Source organism: Pseudomonas sp. St290, assembly GCF_018325805.1.
In the GTDB taxonomy this organism is placed as follows: Bacteria; Pseudomonadota; Gammaproteobacteria; order Pseudomonadales; family Pseudomonadaceae; genus Aquipseudomonas; species Aquipseudomonas bijieensis.
On sequence record NZ_AP014703.1, the window covers coordinates 4820105 to 4845385 of the forward strand.

24 protein-coding genes are annotated in these 25281 nt (G+C 60.1%); 4 read left to right on the forward strand and 20 right to left on the reverse strand.

Annotated features, from left to right (window positions below):
- Positions 1–13 precede the first annotated feature (13 nt).
- A complete protein-coding gene (locus tag PBDP_RS20855; protein ID WP_092204682.1) occupies positions 14–985 on the forward strand; it encodes a magnesium and cobalt transport protein CorA in 972 nt (323 codons plus the stop codon).
- Between the two features lie 183 nt (positions 986–1168).
- Here PBDP_RS20855 and PBDP_RS20860 read toward each other — a convergent pair whose 3' ends face one another.
- The 3 genes from PBDP_RS20860 to PBDP_RS20870 all read right to left on the reverse strand — a co-directional run bounded on the left by PBDP_RS20860 (position 1169) and on the right by PBDP_RS20870 (position 5369).
- A complete protein-coding gene (locus PBDP_RS20860; RefSeq protein ID WP_116833131.1) occupies positions 1169–1903 on the reverse strand; it encodes an amidotransferase in 735 nt (244 codons plus the stop codon).
- An 89-nt stretch (positions 1904–1992) separates the two neighbouring features.
- Entirely contained in the window at positions 1993–4137 is a 2145-nt protein-coding gene (locus tag PBDP_RS20865; RefSeq protein WP_212801264.1) for a 3-hydroxyacyl-CoA dehydrogenase NAD-binding domain-containing protein, read from the reverse strand.
- A gap of 26 nt (positions 4138–4163) precedes the next feature.
- The gene (locus tag PBDP_RS20870) at positions 4164–5369 is read right to left on the reverse strand and encodes an acetyl-CoA C-acetyltransferase (protein WP_109754349.1); all 1206 of its coding nucleotides are present in this window, start codon (positions 5367–5369) and stop codon (positions 4164–4166) included.
- A gap of 611 nt (positions 5370–5980) precedes the next feature.
- Between PBDP_RS20870 and PBDP_RS20875 the strand changes: the two genes are divergently transcribed.
- Positions 5981–6793 (forward strand): c-type cytochrome, encoded by an 813-nt coding sequence (locus PBDP_RS20875; RefSeq protein ID WP_109754350.1) that lies wholly within the window; start codon positions 5981–5983, stop codon positions 6791–6793.
- A gap of 163 nt (positions 6794–6956) precedes the next feature.
- On the opposite strand, the gene PBDP_RS20880 is transcribed toward PBDP_RS20875, so the two are convergent.
- The 14 genes from PBDP_RS20880 to PBDP_RS20945 form a co-directional block, all read right to left on the reverse strand.
- Positions 6957–7760: a transglutaminase family protein gene (locus PBDP_RS20880; RefSeq protein ID WP_109754351.1), complete on the reverse strand. Its 804-nt coding sequence runs from the start codon at positions 7758–7760 to the stop codon at positions 6957–6959.
- On the reverse strand, positions 7757–8707 hold the full coding sequence (locus tag PBDP_RS20885; RefSeq protein WP_109754352.1) for an alpha-E domain-containing protein: 951 nt from the start codon (positions 8705–8707) through the stop codon (positions 7757–7759). Before PBDP_RS20885 ends, PBDP_RS20880 begins: the two co-directional genes overlap by 4 nt.
- A 9-nt stretch (positions 8708–8716) precedes the next feature.
- Positions 8717–10126, reverse strand: coding sequence for a circularly permuted type 2 ATP-grasp protein (locus PBDP_RS20890; protein ID WP_109754353.1), 1410 nt, complete (start codon positions 10124–10126; stop codon positions 8717–8719).
- A 332-nt stretch (positions 10127–10458) separates the two neighbouring features.
- Entirely contained in the window at positions 10459–10800 is a 342-nt protein-coding gene (locus PBDP_RS20895; protein ID WP_003179463.1) for a ribonuclease E inhibitor RraB, read from the reverse strand.
- Between the two features lie 201 nt (positions 10801–11001).
- Entirely contained in the window at positions 11002–11238 is a 237-nt protein-coding gene (locus PBDP_RS20900) for a hypothetical protein (protein ID WP_109754354.1), read from the reverse strand.
- Positions 11239–11378: 140 nt separating this feature from the next.
- Complete coding sequence (locus PBDP_RS20905) at positions 11379–11987, reverse strand: START domain-containing protein (RefSeq protein ID WP_109754355.1); 609 nt, start codon at positions 11985–11987, stop codon at positions 11379–11381.
- 53 nt (positions 11988–12040) lie between these two features.
- Positions 12041–12295: a YkgJ family cysteine cluster protein gene (locus PBDP_RS20910; protein ID WP_109754356.1), complete on the reverse strand. Its 255-nt coding sequence runs from the start codon at positions 12293–12295 to the stop codon at positions 12041–12043.
- Between the two features lie 146 nt (positions 12296–12441).
- Entirely contained in the window at positions 12442–12918 is a 477-nt protein-coding gene (locus PBDP_RS20915) for a translation initiation factor 2 (RefSeq protein ID WP_109754357.1), read from the reverse strand.
- Between the two features lie 85 nt (positions 12919–13003).
- Positions 13004–14446 (reverse strand): aminotransferase-like domain-containing protein, encoded by a 1443-nt coding sequence (locus tag PBDP_RS20920; protein WP_109754358.1) that lies wholly within the window; start codon positions 14444–14446, stop codon positions 13004–13006.
- A 198-nt stretch (positions 14447–14644) separates the two neighbouring features.
- On the reverse strand, positions 14645–15454 hold the full coding sequence (locus tag PBDP_RS20925) for an OmpA family protein (protein ID WP_116833136.1): 810 nt from the start codon (positions 15452–15454) through the stop codon (positions 14645–14647).
- A complete protein-coding gene (locus tag PBDP_RS20930) occupies positions 15451–15810 on the reverse strand; it encodes a DUF4398 domain-containing protein (protein ID WP_003204190.1) in 360 nt (119 codons plus the stop codon). The genes PBDP_RS20925 and PBDP_RS20930 overlap by 4 nt, the downstream gene beginning before the upstream one ends.
- Before the next feature lie 9 nt (positions 15811–15819).
- Positions 15820–16644, reverse strand: a complete 825-nt coding sequence (locus PBDP_RS20935; RefSeq protein ID WP_212801265.1) for a substrate-binding periplasmic protein — start codon at positions 16642–16644, stop codon at positions 15820–15822.
- A 75-nt stretch (positions 16645–16719) separates the two neighbouring features.
- Positions 16720–17649: an electron transfer flavoprotein subunit alpha/FixB family protein gene (locus tag PBDP_RS20940; RefSeq protein ID WP_109754361.1), complete on the reverse strand. Its 930-nt coding sequence runs from the start codon at positions 17647–17649 to the stop codon at positions 16720–16722.
- Positions 17650–17651: 2 nt separating this feature from the next.
- Entirely contained in the window at positions 17652–18401 is a 750-nt protein-coding gene (locus PBDP_RS20945; RefSeq protein WP_003179445.1) for an electron transfer flavoprotein subunit beta/FixA family protein, read from the reverse strand.
- A 545-nt stretch (positions 18402–18946) separates the two neighbouring features.
- On the opposite strand from PBDP_RS20945, the gene PBDP_RS20950 reads away from it, so the two are divergent.
- Positions 18947–20611 carry an electron transfer flavoprotein-ubiquinone oxidoreductase gene (locus tag PBDP_RS20950; protein WP_109754362.1) on the forward strand — a complete coding sequence of 555 codons (1665 nt, stop codon included), beginning with the start codon at positions 18947–18949 and terminating at the stop codon, positions 20609–20611.
- Positions 20612–20795: 184 nt separating this feature from the next.
- Here PBDP_RS20950 and PBDP_RS20955 read toward each other — a convergent pair whose 3' ends face one another.
- Entirely contained in the window at positions 20796–21686 is an 891-nt protein-coding gene (locus PBDP_RS20955) for an AraC family transcriptional regulator (protein WP_116834261.1), read from the reverse strand.
- A gap of 178 nt (positions 21687–21864) precedes the next feature.
- On the opposite strand from PBDP_RS20955, the gene PBDP_RS20960 reads away from it, so the two are divergent.
- Positions 21865–22917, forward strand: coding sequence for an NAD(P)-dependent alcohol dehydrogenase (locus PBDP_RS20960; protein WP_212801266.1), 1053 nt, complete (start codon positions 21865–21867; stop codon positions 22915–22917).
- 6 nt (positions 22918–22923) lie between these two features.
- Here the strand turns inward: PBDP_RS20960 and PBDP_RS20965 are convergent, their stop codons facing one another.
- Entirely contained in the window at positions 22924–23727 is an 804-nt protein-coding gene (locus PBDP_RS20965; RefSeq protein WP_013693986.1) for an IclR family transcriptional regulator, read from the reverse strand.
- A 59-nt stretch (positions 23728–23786) separates the two neighbouring features.
- Complete coding sequence (locus PBDP_RS20970; protein WP_109754365.1) at positions 23787–25097, reverse strand: MFS transporter; 1311 nt, start codon at positions 25095–25097, stop codon at positions 23787–23789.
- Positions 25098–25281: the final 184 nt, after the last annotated feature.

Here is a 25281-nt window from a genome sequence, read left to right on the forward strand (position 1 = left end):
GTGAACCACCATTATGGGTAGAGTCGTTGCTGCTGCGGTCTACAGCGCCGGAAAGAAAGTCACCAATATCACCCTCGACGAAGGCAGTGCCTGGGCTGCCAAACCTGGTCATTTTGTGTGGATCGGTCTCGAAGAACCCAGCGCCCTGGAGCTGACCAACCTGCAGCGTCAATTCAACCTGCATGAATTGGCGATCGAAGACGCCATGGAAAAACACAGCCGGCCCAAGCTGGAGACCTTTGGCGATGCGCTGTTTATTGTCACGTATTCGCCGATACGCAAGGACGGCAAGCTGCAGTTCATCGAAACCCATATCTTTGCTGGCAAGGGTTACATCATCACGGCTCGCAACGGGCACTCAGCGTCCTACGCCCACGTCCGGCAACGCTGTGAGGCACGTCCTCTCTTGCTGAAACACGGGGAAGATTTCGTCCTCTACGCCATCCTCGATTTCGTGATTGAAAACTACCAGCCCATGGGAGAAGCCATTCACGCCGAGATCGATGAGCTGGAGCGCAACGTCATGTGCAGCTCCCTGAACGAGCGGGATATCCAGAACCTGCACAGCTTGCGCCGCGACGTGTTGCGCCTGCGTCGCTACGCGGCGCCGATGGTGGAGATCAGTGAAGAGTTGCAGAGGTTGGACTTCCCCTTCATCGACAAGAACATGAGCCCGTATTTCCGCGATGTGCAGATTCATGTCACGCGGCAAATGGAAGACCTGGCGACCCTGGCCGACATCGCCAGCCAGACCATCGAAGTCGGCGTGCTGCTCGAAGCGTCGCGCCAGAGCGTAGTGCAGCGCAAGTTCGCGGCTTGGGCGGCGATCCTGGCGTTTCCCACGGCCGTGGCCGGGATCTATGGGATGAACTTCCAGGACATGCCGGAGTTGAGTTGGCAATACGGCTATTTTGCCGTGCTGGGGGTCATTGCGGTGGGATGCTCCTCGTTGTGGTGGAGCTTCAAGCGATCGGGGTGGTTGTAGGCAAACAATGGGATTTGTGTGGGATTCATCGCGAGCAGGCTCGCTCCCACAAAAGGTAACTCCCAATCCGAAACAACTGTGGGAGCGAGCCTGCTCGCGATGACGGCGGCCCATCCAACATCAACGCCAACTGATCCACCGCTATCGCGAGCAGGCTCGCTCCCACATTTAGACTTCAGCGAATTAGCCTTGGCTGGTCTCGGCCTGTGGCTTGTGAGCAACGAAACGCATCATCCACTCCGCCACCGTGGTGCCATGGTGCTCATGGGCGAGGCTCGCCACGCCCTGGCTGTAGATCTGCTCGCCGAGGTGTTGCTGGCGAATCTCCAGCAAAGCCCGGGAGTAATCGTGGATGAATTCCGGATGGCCCTGGAAGCACAGCACCTGGTCGTTGATGTGGTAGGCGGCGAACGGGCAGAAATCGCTGGAGGCGATGACGGTCGCGCTTTCGGGCAGTTCGGTGACCTGGTCCTGATGGCTGATCAGCAAGGTCAGTTCTTCCATCACCGGGCTCATCCAAGGCGCCTTGGCGGCGAGTTTGTAGCGATGGGTGCCGACACCCCAGCCTTGGGTGGCGCGTTCAGTCTTGCCGCCCAGCAACAACGCCAACAATTGATGACCAAAGCACACGCCCAGCAATTTATCGCCGCGCTGGTAGCGCTCCAGCAAGTAGGTCTTGAGGGTTTGAATCCACGGGTCGGTGCCGAAGGAGTCCGCCTTGCTGCCGGTCACCAGATAAGCGTCGAACTGCTCGTCATCGCTGGGGTAATGCCCCTCCATCACGTTGTATACGACGAATTCGGCCGCAATGGGCTGCTGTGAAAACAGACGCTGGAACATCTGCCCGTAACCCTGATATTGGTCGACCAGTTCCGGACGCAGGATATCGGTTTCCAGAATGCAGATGCGTAGCGACATAAAAAATACCTGACACGATGATGGGAATATTGCACACCCCAGAGCCTGCCCTGAAACACGGTTCCAAGGCAAGCCCCTCCCCGGGTCTGTCAGAAAAGTTCATGCCTGGCGGCTTTCTCCAACAACAGGGTCGGCGGTGAGAAGCGCTCGCCGTATTGCTCAGCCAGATACTGGGCGCGGCCGACAAAGTCCTGCAAGCCGTATTGATTGATGAATTGCAGCGCACCGCCGGTCCAGGCCGCGAAGCCGATGCCGAAGATCGAGCCGACGTTGGCATCGGCCGTCGACGTCAGTACGCCCTCCTCCATGCAGCGCACGGTTTCCAGGGCCTGGATGAACAGCAGACGGTCACGGATATCCTGGGGGGAAATCTGCCCACCGGCTTTCTCGAAGCGGCTCTTGAGCAGCGGCCACAAGTACTTTTGCCCATTGGCCGGATAATCATAGAAACCGGCGCCAGCGGCCTTGCCGGGGCGTTTGTATTCGTTGAGCAGCAAGTCAATTACGGCGAACGCCGGATGCTCCATCGGCCTTTTCCCTTCTGCACGCAGGTCCTTGGCGGTTTGCGCGCGGATATGGCTCATCAGGCTGAGGGAAACTTCGTCAGAGATCGCCAGAGGCCCGACTGGCATCCCGGCCTTGCGCGCTTCGGTCTCGATCATCGGCGCACTCACGCCCTCGCCGAGCATGGCGATGCCCTCGTTGGTAAAGGTGCCGAATACCCGGGACGTAAAGAAGCCGCGACTGTCGTTGACCACAATCGGCGTCTTGTTGATCTGCAGGACAAAATCAAAACCCCGGGCCAGGGTCGCGTCACTGGTACGTGCGCCCTTGATGATCTCCACCAGGGGCATTTTTTCCACCGGGCTGAAAAAGTGCAGGCCAATGAACTTCGTCGGGTCCGGCACGGCCATGGCCAGGCCGGTGATCGGCAAGGTCGAGGTGTTGGAGGCGATCACCGCATCATGTCCCACCACTGCCTGGGCGGCGGCCGACACGCTGGCTTTCAGGGCGCGATCTTCAAACACCGCTTCAATGATCAGGTCGCAACCGGCCAGGTCCGCGTCGCTGTCGGTGGTGCGAATCCGCGCCAACGTAGCTTCGCGCTGCTCGGCGGTGAGTTGGCCACGGGCGACTTTTTTATCCAGCAACGCCGCCGAACGGGCCTTGCCCTTCTCGGCGGCTGCCAGGTCGACATCCTTGAGTACCACGGCAACGCCGGCCACAGCACTGACATAGGCAATACCCGCCCCCATCATGCCCGCGCCGAGCACGCCGACTTTTTTCGTCAGATAAGGCGCAAAACCCTGTGGGCGAGAGCCGCCGGCCTTAATCTCGTTGAGCTGGAACCAGAAGGTACCGATCAGGTTCTTCGCCACCTGGCCGGTGGCCAGTTCGGTGAAGTAGCGGGTTTCGATCAGGTGGGCGGTGTCGAAATCAACCTGGGCGCCCTCCACCGCTGCGCAGAGAATTTTCTCCGGAGCCGGCAAACAGCCCTGGGTCTTGTTACGCAGGATCGAGGGGGCGATCGCCAACATTTGCCCGATTTTCGGGTCGGACGGCGTGCCGCCCGGCAGTCGATAGCCCTTTGCATCCCAGGGTTGCACGACGCTGGGGTTGGCAAGAATCCAGGCCCGGGACTTGGCCAGCAGTTCATCCCGATCCCGGGCCAGCTCATCGATCAAACCGGTCTGCAGCGCTTGTTGCGCATTGATCTTCTTACCCTCGAGCAGATACGGCAAGGCCTTTTCCAAACCGAGCAGGCGCACCATCCGCACCACCCCGCCACCGCCCGGCAACAAGCCAAGAGTGACTTCCGGCAGACCGAGCTGCACCGATGGCAAGTCCAACGCCACACGATGATGGCAGGCCAGGCAGATTTCCCAACCACCGCCGAGGGCAGCGCCATTGATGGCCGCCACTACGGGCTTGCCCAAGGTTTCCAAGGCACGCAATTGCGCCTTGAGCAGCAGGACCCTGTCGTAGAAAGCCTTGGCCTCGGACTTGCCGACCTTGACCAGTTCGTTGAGGTCACCGCCCGCGAAGAAGGTGTGCTTGGCCGAGGTGATGATCACACCGGCAATCGAGTCCTTTTCTGCCTGCAAACGGGCGACGCAGGCGGCCATGGCCTCACAGTACACCGCGTTCATGGTGTTGGCGCTCTGGCCCGGCATGTCCAGGGTCAGGACGACGATCCGGTCCTGGCCGATTTCGTAACGGATGGCATCGGTCATGAATAAGTGTTCCTTGAAGTCGGGGCTCAGAGGCGTTCGATGACGGTGGCGATGCCCATGCCGCCGCCGACACAGAGGGTCGCCAGGCCATAGCGCAGGCGACGCGTCTCCAACTCGTCGAGCAACGTGCCGAGGATCGCGCAACCCGTGGCGCCCAAGGGATGTCCCAGGGCGATGGAGCCACCGTTGACGTTGACCTTGGCGGGGTCGATGGCCATGTCCTTGATGAACTTGAGTACCACCGAGGCGAAGGCTTCGTTGACTTCGAACAGGTCGATGTCCTCGACCCGCAGCCCGGCCTTGGCCAGAGCCTTGCGGGTGGCCGGCGCCGGGCCGGTGAGCATGATGGTCGGGTCGGTGCTGGTGACGGCCGTGGCGACGATCCGTGCCCGGGGTTGCAGGCCCATGGCGCGCCCCTTGGCCTCGGAACCGATCAGCATCAACGCCGCACCGTCGACGATGCCGGAACTGTTGCCTGGCGTGTGCACATGATTGATCCGTTCGACATGGCTGTAGACGCGCAGCGCCGTACCATCGAAGCCCATCTGGCCCATGGCTTCGAAACTCGGCTTGAGCTTGCCCAAACCTTCGAGGGTGGAGTCGGCGCGGATGAATTCGTCGTGGTCCAGCAGCACGATGCCATTCTGGTCCCGTACGGCGACCAGGGATTTAGCGAACGAGCCGTCGGCCCGGGCGCGCGCCGCTTTTTGCTGGGAGTGCAGCGCGTAGCGGTCGACATCCTCGCGGCTGAAGCCTTCCAGGGTGGCGATCAGGTCGGCGCCGATGCCCTGGGGAATGAAGTGACCGTGCAGGTTGGACTGCGGGTCCAACGCCCATGCGCCGCCATCGCTGCCCATGGGCACCCGGGACATGGATTCGACACCGCCCGCCACCACCAGGTCTTCGAACCCGGAACGCACCTTCATGGCCGCCAGGTTCACCGCCTCCAGGCCTGAGGCGCAAAACCGATTGAGTTGCACCCCCGCCACGCTGACATCCCAATTGGCCACCAATGCAGCGGTCTTGGCGATATCAGCCCCCTGCTCGCCCACTGGCGTCACGCAACCGAGCACGATGTCATCGACCTGGCTGGTATCCAGATCCATGCGCTGCTGCAAGGCGCTGAGCAAGCCCCCCATCAGGTTCACCGGCTTGACACTGTGCAAGGCGCCATCGGCCTTGCCCTTGCCACGGGGCGTGCGTAATGCGTCGAAAATCAAAGCTTGGGTCATGACATCCTCGAAAACCACGGGCGTAATGCGATGAGCTCAACCATAAGCCCAGCGGCGCCGGATTCAATGACCACAGTGCTCAATGGCGTTGACGGCCACGCTCAGACGAACGGTAGCGAGCTATCGGGTTAACCGATTCAGGAAAGCAAGCTGTCTAGCAAAAGGGCCGGCAGGAAGGTGGCAATAGGCCTCATAGCTTTTTTAGAGCTATGCGCACCAAGCTGATACGAATTGGATCTAAGCCAAGGCCGCTGCGGCCCCTAATGTAATCCTTGTACAAGAAAGTCGTCGGGTTTTGCCGAGGCGCTTGTCGGACAGGAAGTGCAACGCCAGTCGCCACGGATATGCAGGCTGGCTTTTAGGAAATAACAATAAAGGCGGGTCAGCCATGTTCAAACATTCGAAAGTTCGCCAAGCCGGACTCATTCTCTTCGCCACGACGCTGCTGTTGATTTTGCCGAATATCACCAAGGTGATTGGCTGAATCCTGAGCGTAGGCATCTGCATTATTCCACTGGCTGTATCGCCAAAAAATGTGACGGGTTCGCTGTTCGAGCTGCGATGGCTGTGCCAACCTTTGCGGCACCCCCTCGACATGGAAGGCGATCGACTTGAAAGCTCTCATTGTGTTCGGGGCGTTGCTACTCAGCACGCCCCTTTACGCCGCGCAACTGGTGCTGGAGTTGGGCGCAAGCTCGCGCACCTGGCAAACCGAAGAACTGCTCAAGCACCCGGACGTTCAAACGGTCCAGATCACGGATGACGTTTCCTACAAGAAACCCATGAGTTATCGAGCCGTGCCGCTGACGACGTTATTGACGGGCGTTCAAGCGGACGATCATCTGCAAGCCGTTGCCCTGGATGGCTTCGCTGCCGAAATGCCCGCAGCACCGTTACTCAACAAGAGCGGGGCCCGGGCCTGGCTGGCGATCGAGGACCCGGCCAAGCCCTGGCCACCGTTGGGGGAAGGCAAGCACAGCGCCGGGCCTTTCTACCTGGTCTGGACCGATCCGCAGGCTGGCCATATCAGCCCGGAACAATGGCCCTACGCAGTGGCGACCATCAAACGCCTATCGGCCGTGGCCGACCGCTTTCCGGCCCTGCTGCCGGCGCCCAACCTGGCCAAGGACGACCCGATCAACAAAGGTTTCGAGCTGTTCCAGAAAAACTGCCTGGCGTGCCATCGACTCAACGGCGCGGGCGACGCACAGTTCGGTCCAGACTTGAATATCCCCTTCAATCCAACCGAATACTTCTCCGGGGATTTCCTCAAGCGCTACATTCGCGACCCGCAAGGCCTGCGCCACTGGCCCCAGGGCAAGATGCCCGGGTTCTCGGCAGCGGTGCTGCCGGATTCAGAGCTGGATTTGCTGGTGGGTTATTTGAAGCATATGGCGGGACGTAAGCAGCCATTAGCCCCGTAAGATTGCTTTTTTGTGGCGAGGGGATTTATCCCCGTTGGGCTGCGAAGCGGCCCCCAAACCAGGCAACTCGGTGTGCCAGCAAGATTGAGTTCACTGCTTTAGGGCTGCTACGCATCCCAGCGGGGATAAATCCCCTCGCCACAAAAGCTCGCTCACCAAGCAGTTATTGTTGTTGCACGGTGATCACTGGTGCCGGAGTCGCGACCAGCTTGGCGTGCATCTGCTCGTAACCGCCGCCGCGACGCATGCCACGCACCGGGCAGGCGTCCAGGTAGTCCAGGCCCACGGCCAGCTTCAGGTGTCGCTCCGGACGGGCCAGTTGGTTGGTCACGTCGAAACTGTACCAGGCGTCGTCAAGCCAGGCTTCTGCCCAGGCATGGCTTGCCAGGTGCTCGCTCTCTTCGCTGAACAGATACCCCGACACATACCGCGCCGGCACTCCCAGGCTACGAGCGCAGGCCAGGAATGCGTGGGTGTGATCCTGGCATACCCCGCTACGCCCGGCAAAAGCCTGGGCCGCGCTGGTTTCGACCGCCGTAGTGCCCGGGGTGTAGATCATGTGCTGGTTCAGCCCGTGCATCAGGTCGATCAGCGCCGTACGATCGCGACGCTGCTGGCAGAGCTGGGCGGCGAAGACGCGAAGGGCCTCGTCCGCTTCGGTCAGCCGGGTGAAGCGCAGGAACGGCAGCGCTGACTGGCTCTCGTGCTCGGCTTCGCGAGACGGGTCGATATCCACCTGTCCGCGAGCACCGATGATGACTGTTTCGTGGGGCTCGTCCAGGGTCAGTACGTGAAGGATGTTGCCAAACGGATCCAGCTGCGCCCGCACCGGCCGTGGTAAATCCAGTTGCCAGCTCAGCACATGCTGGCGTTCGCTGTCGTGGGGCGTCAGGCGCAGGTACTGGATGCTGGCGCGAACCTGATCTTCGTAGTGGTAGGCCGTTTCGTGGCTGATCGAGAGTCTCATATGACCTCCAGGTAGGAACTGTGGATGGCATTGCCCAGTTCACGGACCAGTGGGATGAATTCGGTAAGCCAGGCATGCAGGCCCCCGTCGAGGATTTCGTTGATGCCGGTGTAGCGCAGGCGGGCGTCCATTTCCGCCGCCAGTCGTTGTGCCTGCCGGCCATTGGTGCCCGGCAGGCTTGCGAGGATCTGGTCGATTTCTTCGGTACAGGCGCGCAGCGAACGCGGCACGTCGGCGCGCAACAGCAGCAACTCAGCCACATGGCGAGCGCCCGGGGCCTCACGGTAGATCTCGGTATAAGCCTCGAAGGACGACAAGGCCCGCAACAAGGCGCTCCATTGGTAATACGCGTGGGCCGTGCCATCACTGACCGCGTCGGCCTGGTCACCGGCCATTTCGTAACGGGCATCGAGCAAGCGCAAGGTGTTGTCGGCCCTTTCGATGAAAGTCCCCAGGCGAATGAACCTGAATGCATCGTTGCGCATGATGGTGCCGTAGGTTGCGCCACGAAACAGGTGGGAGCGCTCCTTGATCCACTCGCAGAAACGGCTCATGCCGTAGCGATTCAAGCCTTGCTCGGCGATACCACGAATTTCCAGCCAGGTGGCGTTGATGTTTTCCCACATGTCGGCGGTAATTCGCCCACGTACCGCATGGGCGCTGGCTCGCGCGGAGCCGAGGCAACTGTAGATGCTGGCCGGGTTGGCCGCATCCAGGGCAAAGAAATGCAGCAGGCGCTCGGCGTGCAGATCGCCGTGTCGCTCCCGGTAGTCATCCAGCGTGCCGGTGATCAGCAATGGCATGGCCAACTCGTGCAGGCCATCCCCACGCCCGTCCTGGGGCATCAGCGACAACGAATAGCTGACATCGAGCATCCGCGCGAGGTTTTCCGCACGCTCCAGGTAGCGCGACATCCAGTACAGGTCCGAGGCGGTTCTACTTAGCATGGCAGCTCCTCAATCCTCGACCACCCAGGTGTCCTTGGTACCCCCGCCCTGGGATGAGTTCACCACCAGGGAGCCTTCGCGCAACGCCACTCGTGTCAGCCCGCCAGGGACCACGCGGGTCTCGCGGCCGGCCAGCACAAACGGACGCAAGTCGATGTGACGCGGGGCGATGCCGTTTTCGACAAAGGTCGGGCACGTCGAAAGCGACAGCGTCGGCTGGGCGATGTAGGCGTGCGGCTTGGCCTTGATTCGCTCGCCAAAGGCTTCGATTTGCGCCGCCGTCGAGGCCGGTCCCACCAGCATTCCGTAACCGCCGGAGCCCTGGGTTTCCTTGACCACCAGATCGGGAAGATTCGCCAGCACGTGGGAAAGCTCGGCAGGATTACGACATTGCCATGTAGGAACGTTCTTCAGGATCGGCTCCTCGTCCAGGTAAAAGCGGATCATGTCGGTGACGAACGGGTACACCGACTTGTCGTCCGCCACACCCGTGCCAATGGCATTGGCCAGCACTACGTTGCCGGAACGGTAGGAGGACAACAGGCCCGGTACGCCGAGCATCGAATCCGGGTTGAAGGCCAGTGGATCAAGGAAGGCGTCGTCGAGGCGACGGTAGATCACATCCACCGCTTTCGGGCCGTCGGTGGTGCGCATGAACACTTTGTCGTCCCGTACGAACAGATCGGCGCCTTCTACCAGTTCCACGCCCATCTCCCGGGCCAGGAAGGCGTGCTCGAAGAACGCACTGTTGAAACGTCCCGGGGTGAGCACCACGACGCTGGGATCATCCAGCGGGCTGGAGCTTTTCAGGGTGTCGAGCAGCAGGTTCGGATAATGGTCGATGGGGGCGATGCGCTGGGCGGCGAACAGCTCGGGGAACAGGCGCATCATCATCTTGCGGTCTTCGAGCATGTAGCTGACGCCGCTGGGCGTACGAAGATTGTCTTCGAGTACGTAGTACGTGCCGTCACCGTCGCGCACCAGATCGACACCACAAATGTGGGCATAGATGTCACGGTGCAGATCAAGCCCTTGCATCGCCAGTTGGTACTGCTCGTTGGCCAGTACCTGTTCGGCGGGAATGATCCCGGCCCGGATGATCCGTTGTTCGTGGTAGAGATCGGCAAGGAACATGTTCAGCGCCTTGACCCGCTGGATACAGCCACGTTCGACCACCCGCCATTCGCTGGCCGGGATGCTGCGCGGGATCGTGTCGAAAGGGATCAGGCGCTCAGTTCCCTGCTCGTCTCCATAGAGCGTGAAAGTAATGCCGGCACGATGAAACAGCAGGTCGGCTTCACGTCTGCGTTGTGCCAGCAGCTCGTCAGGCGTTTCAGCCAGCCAGCGGGCAAAAGCCCGGTAATGCGGGCGGACCTGGCCGTCAGCATCGTACATTTCATCAAAACCACTGCGGATCATGCCGTACTCCTTGTCACCCTGGCAGCAAGGCTTCGCAAGCCCCGTGCCATCGGCATAAACGCTTTACAATCAACGGGTTGGATTCTCCACTGACAGGCTGTGCACTTTTGTAGTGCAGCAAATACCCTCCACCCCGCTGCCCCCGCTTCATTGCGACGCAGGGGGGGTCGCTCCCCTGAGCATAGTCACGGAAAAACGAAGCGGCTTGATCTGGATACAGTTAGGTACAAAACCCGGAGACGTGATAGTGGTGGGTCGGATATAAATCCGTTTCACATGAAAACGGCCGACACAAAGGTCAGCCGTTGCTGTAGTTGCAGTGAGTGTATTTGTCAGGCCTGCAGGCGCCGGATCTCTTGCTTGACACCCCAGCCCTCGATAACGCCGCCCAAGGGTTCGACGACTGCCTCGAAGTCTTGCTCGAAGTCGCCAATGTCATCGTAAGTGGCGTACATCACCCGGCTCAGTTCCAATGACCAAGCCCCGTCGTCCCGTGCACTGATCTGCGCGTTCAGCGATTCTCCCCGAAAATGACCTGCCGCCCTGCGCGCCCGCTCCTCGTCCGGGAAAATGGCGTAGAACTCGATGGGATGGAATCGGGAAAAATCGAAACCGCCTTCTTTCATGCGGCGCAATACGCTGGTGCTGATGTCTTCTTGATAGGCTGTGCTCATGAAACGTCCTCCTAAAACCGATGGATAGACTTTCCGTCTTCCCGTGCATGAAGCCCTCAGGCTGCAAGCGATACGGCATCAAATAGCCGTCGGGACACAAGCATGTAGCTGACAAGACCGGACCTTGGCGATCCTTTCGCTGATCTCAGTTGCAGAGTAGCCGCAAGTGATGGCCACTGCCAAGCGAGGCCAGGCAACGTTTCATGAAATCGGTGTAATGCTGAGGATTTCGATACTGTTTTGGGACTTGAGATTCTTGACTGTAGGGTCTTCGGTACGGTCCTCCAAGTCGTTGAGGTCCAGTCGCTCGAGCACTGGTAGCAACCTTTCGCGAATCAGTTGGGCGGCCTGCTCCATGGTGGGCTTCTGGTCATAGTCGAACTGCTCGACGGTTTTTTCACCGTGATCGTCAATGAAAGTAATTTCCCACTTTTGCATCAGTGTCTCCTTGATCAATTCAGGGCCTGGCTTACCTTTATCTCGACCTTGAGGGCCGGCCAATCGTTCCGCTGGGCCTCTGGACGGCACACATGAAAAGACCGCCTCTGGGGCGGTCTCTTTAGTGCAGCCTTGGCCGATCAGTTTTCGGCAAGTTTTTTCAGGGCTTCCAAGGTGTTGAATGGCGCGTCCACCACGAACTTGTTCGCCAGCCAGGACGGCACGTCACCACCCGGTTCGGTGTGGACCTGATAAACGACTTCGACCTGGCCCGCGCCCTTTGGCGTGAACTTCCAGAAACCATCGACCTGGGCCACCCGTACGAAGCCCTTTTCCTCAGGCAGGTACTTGGGCACGCCCTTGAGCTTGCGGGTCAGGCTGCCATCGGCACCATCCTCGGTGGTGACTTCCAGCACCGAGTCACGGGGCGTTACCGGCCATGGCGTGTTGAACTGGGTGTAGGTCCAGCTCTTGCTATCTTCGTGCTTGAGCAGCTTCTGGCTCTTGCATTCGTGAATCCAGGCGCAGGCGCCGGAGACGTCTTCCTGCAAGGCACGCAGCTTTGCAACGCTGGTCTTCATGACCGTCACACCACGGTAAGCCTTATATTTGGAGCCGGCCACCTCACTGAGGGAAACCTTGATACCGTCCTTCTCCTTGGCAACCTGCCAGTCCTCTGCCTGAGCCGTGGCCGTTGCCAGCAATACGGTCAACCCACACAACACAGCCATACGATGCAGCGAACCCATAGTTTTTTCCTTATTGTCCAAGTTCGTTCATTTCGGATCTGTTCATTGACTCATTACGCTGCCGTGACTTGTTCCCACCAACCGATCAGCCGGATGGCCTCTTCATTGCTGCTGCCGCAAACCTCGATGTCGGCTTCGAACGCCGAGCACACTGCCGGACGCTCTGGCTGGCCGAAGATCCGGCACAGGTTATCGACCGACAATTGCACGCAACGTTCTCCCGCCGGTTTGCCTTGGGGCATGCCAGGAATAGGTGAGCTGATGGAAGGGGCGATGCAACAGGCGCCACAGCCTTCACGGCATTTCATGACGACAACATCCTCACGGCAGGTAATAGTTGGTAACAGAACACAGAGTAACGACTAAAACACTCGTTTTAAATTCCGTCTGGGTATTTTTTGCGACCGCCGAGATGACCGGACAGTCAGCACCGAGCTGCGTGCCTGGCGAAGGTCTATTGCTTGAATTCGAAATCCAGTGCCGCGCCCTCCACCTCATTGCGCTCCTGGTTGCGCAGTGGCAACTGCATTTCATTGCTCAACAAACGGCCATTGAGCTGGAACGGTCCGGGTTTCTCGCCAAACATGGACGGCAGCAGTGGTTCACGCTTGGGCACCGTCACCTTACCTGGTGGCTGCAGCTCCTCGACCATGTCGTGGGGCAGGCTCAGGTCCAGCTTGGCTGGCGGCAATGGGGTCTTGGCGACCTCATGGGCAGATTTGCTCTTGGAGGCGATGGGCGCGCGCTTTTTCTTCGCGGGTGCCGCCTTCTTCGCGGAAGGCTTCTTGGCCACCGCGTTTTTTTTCGGTGCATCCTTCGTGGCACTGGCGACCGGTTTTTCCTGCGCCGGCGCTGCCGCGACGACGCCTCCCATTTGGAAGGCACTCAACAGCCCAATCAAAACCCAGGCAGCAGGGGCAATGGTTTTCATAGACACAACGGCACTGACGGCAGGGACCCCCATGCTCGCCTGATAATGAGGCGCTGACAAGCACATCGAGCTAAGTCGCTGACACCTAAAGAATTCCGTTGGCCGTCTCTTGGCACAATTGAGTGGCCAACAGCCCGAGAGTCATCAAGGCCCGCTCCGCCTCACGGTTCCAGGGTGTACCGCAGTTCAAGCGGATGCAGTGATTGAACTGTTCGGTGTTACTGAAAATCAGCCCTGGCGCGATACTGATGCCTTGTTGCAACGCCCGCACATGCAACTCCTGGGTATTGACCCGCCCCGGCAGGCTGACCCACAGGATAAAGCCTCCCGTGGGACGGCTCATCTGCGTACCTTCGGGGAAGTACTGTTGCACCGCCAGTTGAAAGGCACTGAGGTTCTTGCGGTACTCCTGGCGGATATAGCGCAAGTGCCGGTCATAGCCGCCGTTCTCCAGGTACGCGGCAATGCCCATCTGCGTAACGCTGCACGCCGAGTGAGTGCTGAAGGTCTGGAGCCGCTGGATTTCCTGCTGGAATTTCCCGCCGATCATCCAGCCGATGCGCACACCTGGCGACAACGTCTTGGAAAAACTCGAACAGTAGATGACCCGGTCCAGTCGGTCGTAGGCCTTGAGGGCCTTGGTGCGGCCCTGCTCGAACATCAACTCGCCATAGATATCGTCCTCGACGATCTGGATGTCGAAGTCCGACGCCAGGCGCAGCAGCTGCTTTTGCCGCTCCTCAGGCATGGTACCGCCCAGTGGATTGCTCAGGCGCGTGGTCAGCACCAGCGCCTTGATCGACCACTGGTTGGCGGCCAACTGCAAGGCCTCCAGGCTCATCCCGGTGACCGGATCGCTGGGGATCTCGATGACCTTGAGACCCAGCAGATCCGCCAGTTGCAGCAAGCCGTAATAGGTCGGCGACTCGGCGGCGATCAAGTCCCCTGGCCGCGTCAGCACCCGCAGGGACATCTGCAGCGCATCGACACAGCCGTGGGTGATCACCACCTCGGAAGGGTCCACCACCACGCCCGCATCGCGCATGCGAATCGCCACCTGACGTCGCAATGGCTCGAAACCTGGGCTGAACATGTAGCTGAACGCCCGCGGGCTGTGGAAACGCGTGACCTTGGCCAGTTGCTGATGCAAGGCCCGCACAGGCAGATAGTCGACGCTTGGCACCGCCGCACCCAGGGGAAACACGCCTTCGCGGCGTGACTCGACCAACACTTGCTGGATGATGCTGCTGCGCGTCACCAGCCCCGGACGCTCTACCCGGGCAATATCCGGCGTCGACGCCGTCAGGGCCGGCGTCTGGTGCACGTAGTAGCCCGACTGCGGCCGCGCGCGAATCAGCCCCTGGTCTTCAAGGTTCGCGTAGGCCTGCAGCACCGTGGCATGGCTGACGTTGAGCTGCGAGCTCATCTTGCGCACCGACGGCACGCGTTCGCCAGGCTGATACACACCGCGCCGGATGTCTTCAGCCAGCTGTTGAGCAATACGTTGATAGAGCAGAAGGTTGGTCATGACGCAGCACTCGATTTCACGGGCATTTTATTCTTGTCGGAAACGATACCGGAACAGTTTAGAAGTGTACTGGGACAGTTGCCAGATTACTCGACAGCACAGTGGAGTGACAGCTCTAACTGTACCCCTACAGACAATCTGCGAGCCCAAAAAAACCCGGCGCCGTTGAAGGGGCCGGGTTTTCCAGTGACGCAGCCCTCAGCGGGCGGCGCCGAGCTGGCCTTTTTCGTCGGAAAACACAATTTCAACGCGACGATTCTGTGCCCGGCCACGCTCCGAAGCGTTGACGTCCACCGGGTATTGATCACCGTAACCTTCGACCTGGATGCGCTTTTCATCTATCCCCAGGTCCACCAGCACATCCGCCACCGCTTGCGCGCGGTCGCGAGACAGCTTGAGGTTCTCCTGCTTACCGCCAGTGCTATCGGTGTATCCCTCGATACGCACCACACGCTTGGGATTGAGCTGCAAGAACTGCACGATCTTGAGCACGACCCGATTGGCCGAGTTCTTCAGTTCCGCTTCACCGGTATCGAACAGCACATCACCCAGGGTCATCACCAAGCCGCGATCGGTTTGTGTGGTCGCCATCGCCATGATCTGTTCTTCAAGCCATTTGCCCTGCTGCTGCACGCTCAGCAACTTGGATTCACGCAGGGCCAATTGCAGGCGCTGGCGCTCCAGTTCGAGCTTCGCCGCACGCTCTTCGTTGAGCACCTGGTCGCTGTGCTCCCGGGCGATCGCACTGTAGCGCTGGCTCAGGTAAGCGTAATGCTGCACATCCTCACCGCTGCCCCAGTAGGTGGACAAACGATCGGCACGGGCCAGGGATTCGCCAGCGCGGATCACGTCCCGGGGCGCGGCGCGCAATACGTTGGCGTCTTCCTTGACCTTCTGGAAGTCGGTGCTGGCCTGTTCGAGCGCCGCTTCGCTACGCTGGCCGGCGCAGCCATACAAGCTGGCAAGGCCTGCGAGGACCAGGCCGCCCAATACGTGGGAGTGCTTCATTGGGCATCCTCCCGCAACTGTTTGCGCAAGCGCTTGATGCGGGTGTCGAGCACGTTCAGTTGCTCCTGGCTCTTGAGGGTCAGCACCTTCGCTTCGGCCAGACGGGCGTCCAGTTCGGCCTGTTCGGCCCGCATGCGCGCCTTCTTGTAGGATTCGTCGGCCATGTTGGATTTGGCGCGAGCGAACTTTTCTTCAGCCAGTTTCAGTTCCGGCACTTCGTCGGCAGTGGCGCCAACGGCCCGGGCTTGCTCCAGTGCCTGTTCGGTCAGGCGGATCTGTTCATTCGGCGCCGGATCGGCTGCGCAGCCCGCCAGAGCCAGAACGGCCAGGGCAGCGAAAAGAGGTCGAATAGTCACTAATGTTCCCTACTGTTTTGGGGCACTGACAGGTGGCTGCAACTGTGTTCTCCAACGCTCGAGATTGCGCTGCAACACAGCCTCCGTCAGGCCGGACGCGGCCAATTCTGTCATCTTTTGCGCCAGCTGTCCGCGTAACCATGGGTCATTGCAGGCGGAGTTATGGGAAATCGCCAGGAACAGCCCGGGTTTGTCCACCGGTTGCGGTACGGCTTGCAGGTCGTTGGCCATCCCCTGTGTCTGCGCCATTGCCAGGCCCGAATAGCGCCCCGCCAAGACGTATTCCACCTCTCCCAGCAGAAGTTTCTGAAAGGCCTGGGTCAGGTTGGGCGTGCGCACCAGGGATAATTTCTGTTCGGCAAAAACGCCGAATCCCTGGGTCATACGCGCCTTTTCCGACAAGGCGCCGGGATGACCATGAAGATCCTCCGGCTGGTTGATGACCAGCGTCGAGTCCTTGCGAGTCCAAACCAGATAATCGTTTTCGAGCAAGGGCGGGTGAACGTAGTCCAGCACTTCAAGCCCGGTAACGGTCAGCGGAGCGTCGGTGAGCAGGTCCATGCGTCCACTGCGCACTTCGTCCAATGCCTGGGCACGCTTGCCGGCATACAGCAGTTCGATCTTGATCCCCAACTCTTGCGCCACGTGCGCCAACAGGTCGGCACCGGCGCCAATCAAGTGCTTGGGGTCCTGGGGATCTTGCCACAGATAGGGCGGCGCATCCGGGCTGCCGGTGGCGATCAGTCGCTCACATTTGCCCGCGGCAACAGACAGGCCTGGCACCAGTGCCAACGTCCACAGCAACGACCAGCCGGCCAAACGGCGCAGATCCATGGCGATACGCTCCTCTGATGCAGAAATAAAAAGCCCGGCCAAAGGGCCGGGCTCTTTATAAGTGAAGACGCCGGATTAGACCAGCTTCTCCAGCTCTGGGATGGCTTCGAACAAGTCCGCTACCAGGCCATAATCGGCCACCTGGAAGATCGGCGCTTCTTCGTCCTTGTTGATCGCAACGATCACCTTGGAGTCTTTCATGCCGGCCAGGTGCTGGATCGCGCCGGAGATACCGACGGCGATGTACAGCTGGGGTGCAACGATCTTGCCGGTCTGGCCGACCTGCATGTCGTTGGGTACGAAACCAGCGTCGACCGCCGCGCGGGAAGCACCGACGGCAGCGCCCAGCTTGTCGGCCAGGGCATACAGGTGCTTGAAGTTGTCACCGTTCTGCATGCCACGGCCGCCGGAAACGACGATCTTGGCAGCGGTCAGTTCAGGACGATCGGACTTGGCCAGTTCTTCGTTGACGAAGCTGGAGATGCCGGCGTCGTGGGCGGCGCCTACGGCTTCAACGGCAGCCGAGCCACCTTCGGCGGCAACCGGGTCGAAACCGGTGGCACGCACGGTGATGACCTTGACCGCAGCGTTCGATTGCACGGTGGCAATGGCGTTACCGGCGTAGATCGGACGCTTGAAGGTGTCGGCGCTTTCTACCGAGATGATTTCGGAGATCTGGTCGACGTCCAGTGCAGCGGCAACGCGCGGCAGGATGTTCTTGCCGTTGGAAGTGGCGGCCGCCAGGATGTGGCTGTAGCCCTTGCCCAGCTCTGCAACCAGCGGAGCAACGTTTTCCGGCAGTTGGTGTGCGTAGGCAGCGTTGTCGGCCGCCAGCACTTTGGCCACGCCAGCGATTTTCGCAGCGGCTTCGGCAACGGCGCCAGCGCCCTGCCCGGCTACCAGGACGTGGACATCGCCACCGATTTTGGCAGCGGCAGCAACGGTGTTCAGCGTGGCCGGAGCCAGCACCTTGTTATCGTGTTCGGCGATTACCAAGATAGTCATAGTCAGATTACCTTCGCTTCGTTTTTCAGTTTCTCGACCAGTTCAGCCACCGACTTGACCTTGATGCCCGCGCTGCGTGCAGCCGGCGCTTCGACTTTTACGGTCTTGTTGGTGGAGGCGGTGGAAACGCCCAAAGCGTCAGGAGTCAGCACTTCAAGCGGCTTCTTCTTGGCTTTCATGATGTTTGGCAGCGACGCATAGCGCGGCTCGTTCAAACGCAGGTCGGTGGTGACGATGGCAGGCAGTTTCAGGGAAACGGTCTGCGCGCCGCCGTCGATTTCGCGGGTCACGGCAACGCTGTCGCCGGACACTTCGACTTTCGAAGCGAAGGTGCCCTGACCGTAGCCGCTCAATGCAGCGAGCATCTGGCCGGTCTGGTTGTTGTCGCTGTCGATGGCTTGTTTGCCGAGGATCACCAGCGATGGCTGTTCCTTGTCGACAACGGCCTTGAGCAGCTTGGCCACGGCCAGGGAAGTCAGGTCTTCGGCGGATTCGACGAGGATGGCGCGATCGGCACCCAGTGCCAGCGCGGTGCGCAGTTGTTCCTGGGCAGTGGTCGGGCCGATGGAGACGACGACGATCTCAGTCGCCACGCCTTTTTCTTTCAGGCGTACGGCTTCTTCTACGGCGATTTCGCAGAAAGGGTTCATCGACATCTTGACGTTGGCGAGGTCGACGCCGGAGTTGTCCGCCTTGACGCGAACCTTGACGTTATAGTCGACCACTCGTTTGACAGCTACAAGAACCTTCATGGATTCCTCGTTACTCTCCGGTGAAAAAAAGTCGCCTAGGCGAACCTGGCGGTTGATGCTCATGGGCGCAAGGGCACCTCTAAAAACGCCGGCATGAACCACACATGACCCTGCTCACGGGAGTGAAGACCATTCGTCAGTGATGACTGATGAGTCATTCATTATCGCGGCGTGTAAACTGCGCGTCAGAACCGCGCAATACGTCACTTTGTGCTGCCTTCGCCCTGTCTTTAGAGGTGCTCTTGGAACCAACAGTCAGCCTACGGCGAGCGCAAAACCGCCCGTATCTTGACCGGAACGCCTATTCCGGTCAATACGGCAAAATGGTCAGTCATAAGCCGTACGTCAGTGATTTATCTGGGCTGCGGCAATTTCAAACAAACGTTTGTATTGGACCCTGAGAGTGGTGTAGATATAATGCGCCGCTTAAGAGAGACCCGCGTCTCATCCATTGTCGCTTTCGTCGCTTTTCGCGAAGGAAACAACGGATGCAACGCCAAACCTCCAATTAGAAAAACTGTGAGCCTTGAGTAGGAGATAGCCCTGTGGAACGCGAATACATGGAATTCGACGTGGTCATCGTCGGCGCCGGCCCCGCTGGCCTGTCTGCCGCTTGCCGACTGAAACAGAAGGCCGCCGAAGCCGGTAAGGAAATCAGCGTCTGCGTGGTCGAAAAAGGCTCCGAAGTCGGTGCGCACATCCTCTCCGGTGCGGTGTTCGAACCCCGCGCTCTGAACGAACTGTTCCCGGACTGGAAAGAACTCGGCGCGCCGCTGAATACACCGGTCAAGCGTGATGACATTTATGTCCTGAAAAACGCCGAGTCCGCGCAGAAAATCCCTGACTTTTTTGTGCCCAAGACCATGCACAACGAAGGCAACTATATTATTTCCCTGGGCAACCTGTGCCGCTGGCTGGCCCAGCAGGCCGAGAACCTGGGCGTGGAAATCTACCCGGGCTTCGCCGCCCAGGAAGCGCTGTTCGACGAAAACGGCGTGGTGCGCGGGATCATCACTGGCGACCTGGGTGTCGACCGTGAAGGCCAGCCAAAGGAAGGCCTCTACACCCCTGGCATGGAACTGCGCGGCAAGTACACGCTGTTCGCCGAAGGCTGCCGAGGCCATATTGGCAAGCAACTGATCAAGCGTTTCAACCTCGACAGCGATGCCGACGCCCAGCACTACGGCATCGGTCTCAAGGAAATCTGGGAAATCGACCCGGCCAAGCATCAACCGGGGCTGGTGGTGCATACCGCCGGCTGGCCGCTGGATATCATGGGCACCGAAAACACCGGCGGTTCATTCCTCTATCACCTGGAAAATAATCAGGTGGTGGTCGGCCTGATCGTCGACCTGTCCTACAGCAACACCTTCCTGTCGCCATTCGACGAATTCCAGCGCCTCAAGCATCACCCAGTGCTCAAGCAGTACCTGGAAGGTGGCAAGCGCGTCAGCTACGGTGCTCGCGCCATTTGCAAGGGCGGCCTGAACTCGCTGCCGAAAATGGTCTTCAAGGGCGGCGCGCTGATCGGTTGCGATCTCGGCACCCTGAACTTCGCCAAGATCAAGGGCAGCCACACCGCCATGAAGTCCGGCATGCTCGCCGCCGACGCCGTGGCCGATCGCCTGTTTGCCGAGTCCGAAGGCGGTGATGAACTGACCGCCTACGTCGACAGCTTCAAGAACAGCTGGCTGTATGAAGAACTGTTCGCCAGCCGCAACTTCGGCCCGGCGATTCACAAGTACGGCGCGATCATCGGCGGTGGCTTCAACTGGCTCGACCAGAACATCTTCGGCGGCAAGCTGCCGTTCACCCTGCACGATACCAAGCCCGACTATGCCTGCCTCAAGCTGGCGGCCGATTGCAAGAAGATCGACTACCCGAAACCGGACGGCAAGATCAGCTTCGACAAACTCAGCTCGGTGTTCATTTCCGGTACCAACCACGAAGAAGAACAGCCCTGCCACCTGAAGCTGACCGATCCGAGCATTCCGATCAGCAAGAACCTGCCGCTGTACGACGAACCGGCACAGCGCTACTGCCCGGCCGGCGTGTATGAAGTGGTGACCAAGGAAGACGGCGAGAAGCGCTTCCAGATCAACGCCCAGAACTGCGTTCACTGCAAGACCTGTGACATCAAGGACCCTGCGCAGAACATCACCTGGGTTTCCCCGGAAGGCGCTGGCGGGCCGACTTACCCGAACATGTAAGCCGATTCGCTGAACATCTAGGCTCCCGCAATGGGGGCCTTTTTGTTGCCTGCTATTCCGACGACCACACCGAACCAATGTGGGAGCGAGCCTGCTCGCGATAGCGTTTTTCCATTCAACACAGATGTCGACCGATACACCGCTATCGCGAGCAGGCTCGCTCCCACAAGGGAACATCACAGGCTCAAGCTGCGCGCTCTTCCCCGGGGTTGCGTTCGAAGTAGCGCTTGTACTCCCGACTGAACTGCGACGGGCTCTGATACCCCACCTGATGCGCCACCTGGGCCACGCCCATGCCTTCGATGAGCAGCAGCCGCTGGGCCTTGAGCAGGCGCAAGCGCTTGAGGTACTGCACCGGCGAGAGCAAGGTGCTGCGCTTGAAATGCTCATGGAAGGTTGAAGCGCTCATGTTCGCGCAACTGGCCAGTGTCTCGACGTTCAGTGGCTCGGTGAAGTGCGCATGCAAATGGCTCAAGGCCACGGCAATCCGAGCGAACTGGCCTTGCTGCTCCACCAGCGCCCGCAGCACATCGGCCTGGGGCCCGCGCAACGCGACGAACAGCAACTCCCGCAGCCGCGCCTGGCCCATGACCTGGCACTCCAACGGATCGTGCAAACAGCGCAACAAACGTTCGACACACCCACGCATGGCGTCATCAAGCACGGCGCAGGTCATCGATTCCGGCGTCTGCGGCGCCAGGTTCCGACCCGGTACCAACCCCATGGCCAGCACCAGTTCCCCCAGCATCGCCCGATCGATCGCAACGGAAACCCCAAGCAGTGGAGCATTGGGCATGGCGTAGGTTTCGCATTCGAACGGCACCGGCAAGGCCTGGATCAGATAATGCCCGGCGCCATATTCCAGCGTGCGAGGCCCCAGGTACGCCAGTTTGCTACCCTGGGCAATGATCACCAGACTCGGTTCGTAGAGCTGTGGGCCACGGGCGACGTCCTGACTGGCCCGAAGCACATGTACGCCGGGCAGTGGCGTCGGGACGAAACCGTCGCGGGTCGCCAAAGGTTCTATCAATGAAACCAGCGTAGCGTTGGCATCGAGATGGCGGGTCAACAACATGGACGAAAACTTCACGAAAAAAGGGATGAAACCATCATCGCAGGTCTGGCGCCACATAGGATCAAATCCTGGCCAAGACCGGAGGATTAGGCATGACAGGCGGAGGAATCGCCATCGCCGCCGGCCGCCAGGACTCCCAGAATGAACCTTCACCGTTCACTGCTTAGCGAGGTCCATCATGTACACAGCCATCGGATATGCCGCCCAGTCGGCCACCACTCCCCTCGCCCCCATGAAATTCGAACGCCGCAGCCCGCGAGCCGACGATGTGGCAATCGACATTCTCTACTGCGGCGTCTGCCATTCCGACATCCACCAGGCCCGCAATGAATGGGGTATCGCCGTTTATCCGCTGATGCCCGGCCATGAGATTGTAGGAAAAATCACCGCCGTCGGTGCGAATGTCACCCGCTATAAGGTCGGCGACCTGGTGGGTGTTGGCTGCATGGTCGACTCCTGCCGCGAGTGCGAAGCTTGCCGCGCTGACCTGGAGCAATACTGCTACCAGGGCATGACGCAGACCTACGCCAGCCCGGACCGTATCAGCGGCGGCCACACCATGGGCGGTTACTCCAACAGCATCGTGGTCAGCGAGCACTTCGTGCTGCGTATTCCGGAAACCCTCGACCCGGCCGGTGCCGCGCCGATTCTCTGCGCCGGCATCACCACCTATTCGCCCCTCAAGCACTACGGCGTGAAGGCCGGCGACAAGGTCGGCGTGCTGGGCATGGGTGGGCTCGGGCACATGGGCATCAAGTTCGCCAAGGCCATGGGCGCGGAAGTGACGTTGTTCACCCGCTCGGCGAGCAAGGCTGAAGAAGCCCGTCGCCAAGGTGCGGACCACGTGATCGTGTCTACCGACGCCGAGCAGATGGCCGCTGCCGCCGGACGTTTCAACTTCCTGCTGGACACCATTCCGGTGCAGCACGACCTCAATCCATACCTCGACACCTTGCGTTTCGACGGCGTGCATATCCTGGTAGGTCTGGTCGAGCCGATTGATCCGCCGGTGCATGCCGCAAAACTGATCATGGGTCGTCGAGTCCTGGCTGGCTCGTTGATCGGCGGTATCGCAGAGACTCAGGAAGTGTTGGATTTCTGTGCCGAACACAACATCAGCTGCGACATTGAAATGCTCGACATTCGCCAGATCAACGAGGCCTACAGCCGCATGATCGCTGGGGACGTGAAGTACCGCTTCGTCATCGACATGGCGACCCTCAAGGCCTGACGTTCGTCAGACCTTGGCACCCAGCTCCGCCGATAGCCGGGCTGTAACCCCTTTGACCAGGGGAATCAGCTCGGCCATTTTTTCCAGCGGCATGTACGGCACGGTGCTGGCGATGCTGATACCGGCGACAATGCGCTTGCCAGCGTCGCGAATCGGCGCCGCCACGCAACGAATCGACGGTTCGTTGTCTTCCAGATCGAAGGCATAACCTCCCGCCACGTACTCCACCATCCGTTGCTGGAACTGTTCCCAGGATTGCTCCTGATGCTGGGGCCAGAACTGATTCTTCCCGCCGGCCGGCAGGCTGATTTCGTACAGCCTTTTCCATTGTTCTTGCGAGTCATCGAGCATCAGCGCCTTGCCAATCCCGGTGCGCGCCAAAGGCATGCGATGGCCCACGCGCGAGCGCATCTCCGGGCCGTTGCGCCCCGGATTTTTCAGCAGGTACAAGACTTCGTCGCCCTCGCGAATCGCCAGGTGAACGGTGTCGCCGGTAAGAGCCGACAACTCATCCAGATACGGCCCGGCCAGGCTCACCAGTGGCAGTTCTTCCCGGGCCTGGAAACCCAGTTCGATCAGCTTCGGCCCCAGCAGGTAACCCACTTGCGGCACCACGCGCAGGTAACGTTCGTCCACCAGGCAACTGGCCAGGCGATGGGTGGTGCTGCGGGTGGTGCCGATCAGCCGGGCGATTTCCTTCAAGTCACGGGCGCCGCTGGCGACCGCCTGAACCACACCCAGGCCACGCAGCAATGTCTGCGTGCCTGTAGGCGCGGCGTCCTTGGTGATTTTTGGATCGTCTTGCTGCATATCCGGCCTTCAACAGTGAGCGGGGAACGGGCGGCATTATGGTCGCCCGCCCCGTCGGACTACAACTCGATGCGCTCGACCTTCCCCACCAGTAGGATGTAGGACAGCGCCCCCACCAATGCCAGCACGGAGATATAGGTGATGGCCGGGGCAAACGAATCGCCGCTGGCAAGGAAGCCAATGACGATAGGCGTGGCGATGGCCGCCAGGTTACCGATGAAGTTGAACACCCCACCGGTCAACCCGAGCAGTCGCGCCGGCGCCAGTGTCGAGACCAGCGACCAGGTGATCGACGCCAGGCCGTTGCCGAAGAACGCCAGGGCCAGGAAGGCGATGACCAGCGGCGTCGACTCGACAAAGTTGGCGCCGATGATCGATGTGGAGATCAGTAATCCGCCAATGATCGGCAGCTTGCGCGCGAACCCCACGCTGCTGCCACGACGAATCAGCCAGTCGGAAAAGAACCCGGAACACAGCACGCCGACAAACGCCGCGAGAAATGGCAGCGATGCCAAAAGGCCGGACTTGATGAAGTCCATGCCGCGATATTTCACCAGGTAGGTCGGGAACCAGGTCAGGAAAAACCACAGCGTGGAGTTGAGGCAGAACTGCCCCAGGTAAATGCCCCACAACTTGCGTTGGGTCAGGACAATACCCAGGTCGGTCCAGCTGAATTTCGCCTTGGCCTTGGCGGTATCGGCCTGGATATCCACCAACCCACCGCCTTCGCGGATCAGTTCGATTTCAGCGGCGTTGGCGCCTTTGAAATCCCGTGGCTCGCGATATACCGCGTACCAGATCGCCGCCCAGATAATGCCCACCGCGCCCGTGGCGACAAACACCATGTGCCAGCCGAAGGCGTGTTGCAGCCAGGCCAACACCGGCGTCAGGAAAGCCAATCCGACGAACTGCCCGGAGGTGTAGAAACCGATGGCCGTGGCCCGCTCACGTTCAGGGAACCAGGTAGTGACCACGCGGCTGTTGATCGGATAAGCCGGCGCTTCCAGGGCACCGACCGCCATGCGCAGCACGAACAGCGCGATGAAACTGGCGGCGAAGCCAAGCATCACCGTGGCCACCGACCACAACAGCAACGCCACGCTGTAAAGAATGCGCGGCGGTACTCGGTCCACCAGCCAGCCACCAGGGATCTGCATGGCCGCGTAGGTCCAGCCGAACGCCGAGAAAATCAGCCCGACGTGGATCGGATCGATGCCCAGGTCACTGGTCAGTGCGGGCGCGGCAATCGAGAGGTTACTGCGGTCCAGGTAATTGATCACCACGGTGATGAACAGCAGGACCATGATGAAAAAACGCTTGCGGCTGGGCGTCACCAACGACGCTTGCGCGCTCAGGGTGTGCGCTTGCATGTGAGGTGCCTCTTTTTATGTTTATTGAGGAAACGGGCATACCGAGAAGGATCTCCCTGTCTACGGAGATCAACCTGTGGGAGCGAGCCTGCTCGCGATAGCAGTGGGTCAGTCACCCATAAGCCAATTGACACACCATCGCGAGCAGGCTCGCTCCCACAGGGGAACTGGGTGGATCAGGCGT

What these genes read in the sequence shown, in the direction of transcription:
- PBDP_RS20945 (WP_003179445.1), bottom strand. Translation starts at nt 18,401, where the DNA reads ATGAAGGTTCTTGTAGCTGTCAAACGAGTGGTCGACTATAACGTCAAG.
- PBDP_RS20895 (WP_003179463.1), bottom strand. Translation starts at nt 10,800, where the DNA reads ATGAGCACAGCCTATCAAGAAGACATCAGCACCAGCGTATTGCGCCGC.
- PBDP_RS20885 (WP_109754352.1), bottom strand. Translation starts at nt 8,707, where the DNA reads ATGCTAAGTAGAACCGCCTCGGACCTGTACTGGATGTCGCGCTACCTG.
- PBDP_RS20905 (WP_109754355.1), bottom strand. Translation starts at nt 11,987, where the DNA reads ATGGGTTCGCTGCATCGTATGGCTGTGTTGTGTGGGTTGACCGTATTG.
- PBDP_RS20855 (WP_092204682.1), top strand. Translation starts at nt 14, where the DNA reads ATGGGTAGAGTCGTTGCTGCTGCGGTCTACAGCGCCGGAAAGAAAGTC.
- PBDP_RS20925 (WP_116833136.1), bottom strand. Translation starts at nt 15,454, where the DNA reads ATGAAGCACTCCCACGTATTGGGCGGCCTGGTCCTCGCAGGCCTTGCC.
- PBDP_RS20940 (WP_109754361.1), bottom strand. Translation starts at nt 17,649, where the DNA reads ATGACTATCTTGGTAATCGCCGAACACGATAACAAGGTGCTGGCTCCG.
- PBDP_RS20900 (WP_109754354.1), bottom strand. Translation starts at nt 11,238, where the DNA reads ATGCAAAAGTGGGAAATTACTTTCATTGACGATCACGGTGAAAAAACC.
- PBDP_RS20955 (WP_116834261.1), bottom strand. Translation starts at nt 21,686, where the DNA reads ATGTTGTTGACCCGCCATCTCGATGCCAACGCTACGCTGGTTTCATTG.
- PBDP_RS20870 (WP_109754349.1), bottom strand. Translation starts at nt 5,369, where the DNA reads ATGACCCAAGCTTTGATTTTCGACGCATTACGCACGCCCCGTGGCAAG.
- PBDP_RS20960 (WP_212801266.1), top strand. Translation starts at nt 21,865, where the DNA reads ATGTACACAGCCATCGGATATGCCGCCCAGTCGGCCACCACTCCCCTC.
- PBDP_RS20970 (WP_109754365.1), bottom strand. Translation starts at nt 25,097, where the DNA reads ATGCAAGCGCACACCCTGAGCGCGCAAGCGTCGTTGGTGACGCCCAGC.
- PBDP_RS20935 (WP_212801265.1), bottom strand. Translation starts at nt 16,644, where the DNA reads ATGGATCTGCGCCGTTTGGCCGGCTGGTCGTTGCTGTGGACGTTGGCA.
- PBDP_RS20920 (WP_109754358.1), bottom strand. Translation starts at nt 14,446, where the DNA reads ATGACCAACCTTCTGCTCTATCAACGTATTGCTCAACAGCTGGCTGAA.
- PBDP_RS20890 (WP_109754353.1), bottom strand. Translation starts at nt 10,126, where the DNA reads ATGATCCGCAGTGGTTTTGATGAAATGTACGATGCTGACGGCCAGGTC.
- PBDP_RS20880 (WP_109754351.1), bottom strand. Translation starts at nt 7,760, where the DNA reads ATGAGACTCTCGATCAGCCACGAAACGGCCTACCACTACGAAGATCAG.
- PBDP_RS20910 (WP_109754356.1), bottom strand. Translation starts at nt 12,295, where the DNA reads ATGAAATGCCGTGAAGGCTGTGGCGCCTGTTGCATCGCCCCTTCCATC.
- PBDP_RS20865 (WP_212801264.1), bottom strand. Translation starts at nt 4,137, where the DNA reads ATGACCGATGCCATCCGTTACGAAATCGGCCAGGACCGGATCGTCGTC.
- PBDP_RS20965 (WP_013693986.1), bottom strand. Translation starts at nt 23,727, where the DNA reads ATGCAGCAAGACGATCCAAAAATCACCAAGGACGCCGCGCCTACAGGC.
- PBDP_RS20915 (WP_109754357.1), bottom strand. Translation starts at nt 12,918, where the DNA reads ATGAAAACCATTGCCCCTGCTGCCTGGGTTTTGATTGGGCTGTTGAGT.
- PBDP_RS20860 (WP_116833131.1), bottom strand. Translation starts at nt 1,903, where the DNA reads ATGTCGCTACGCATCTGCATTCTGGAAACCGATATCCTGCGTCCGGAA.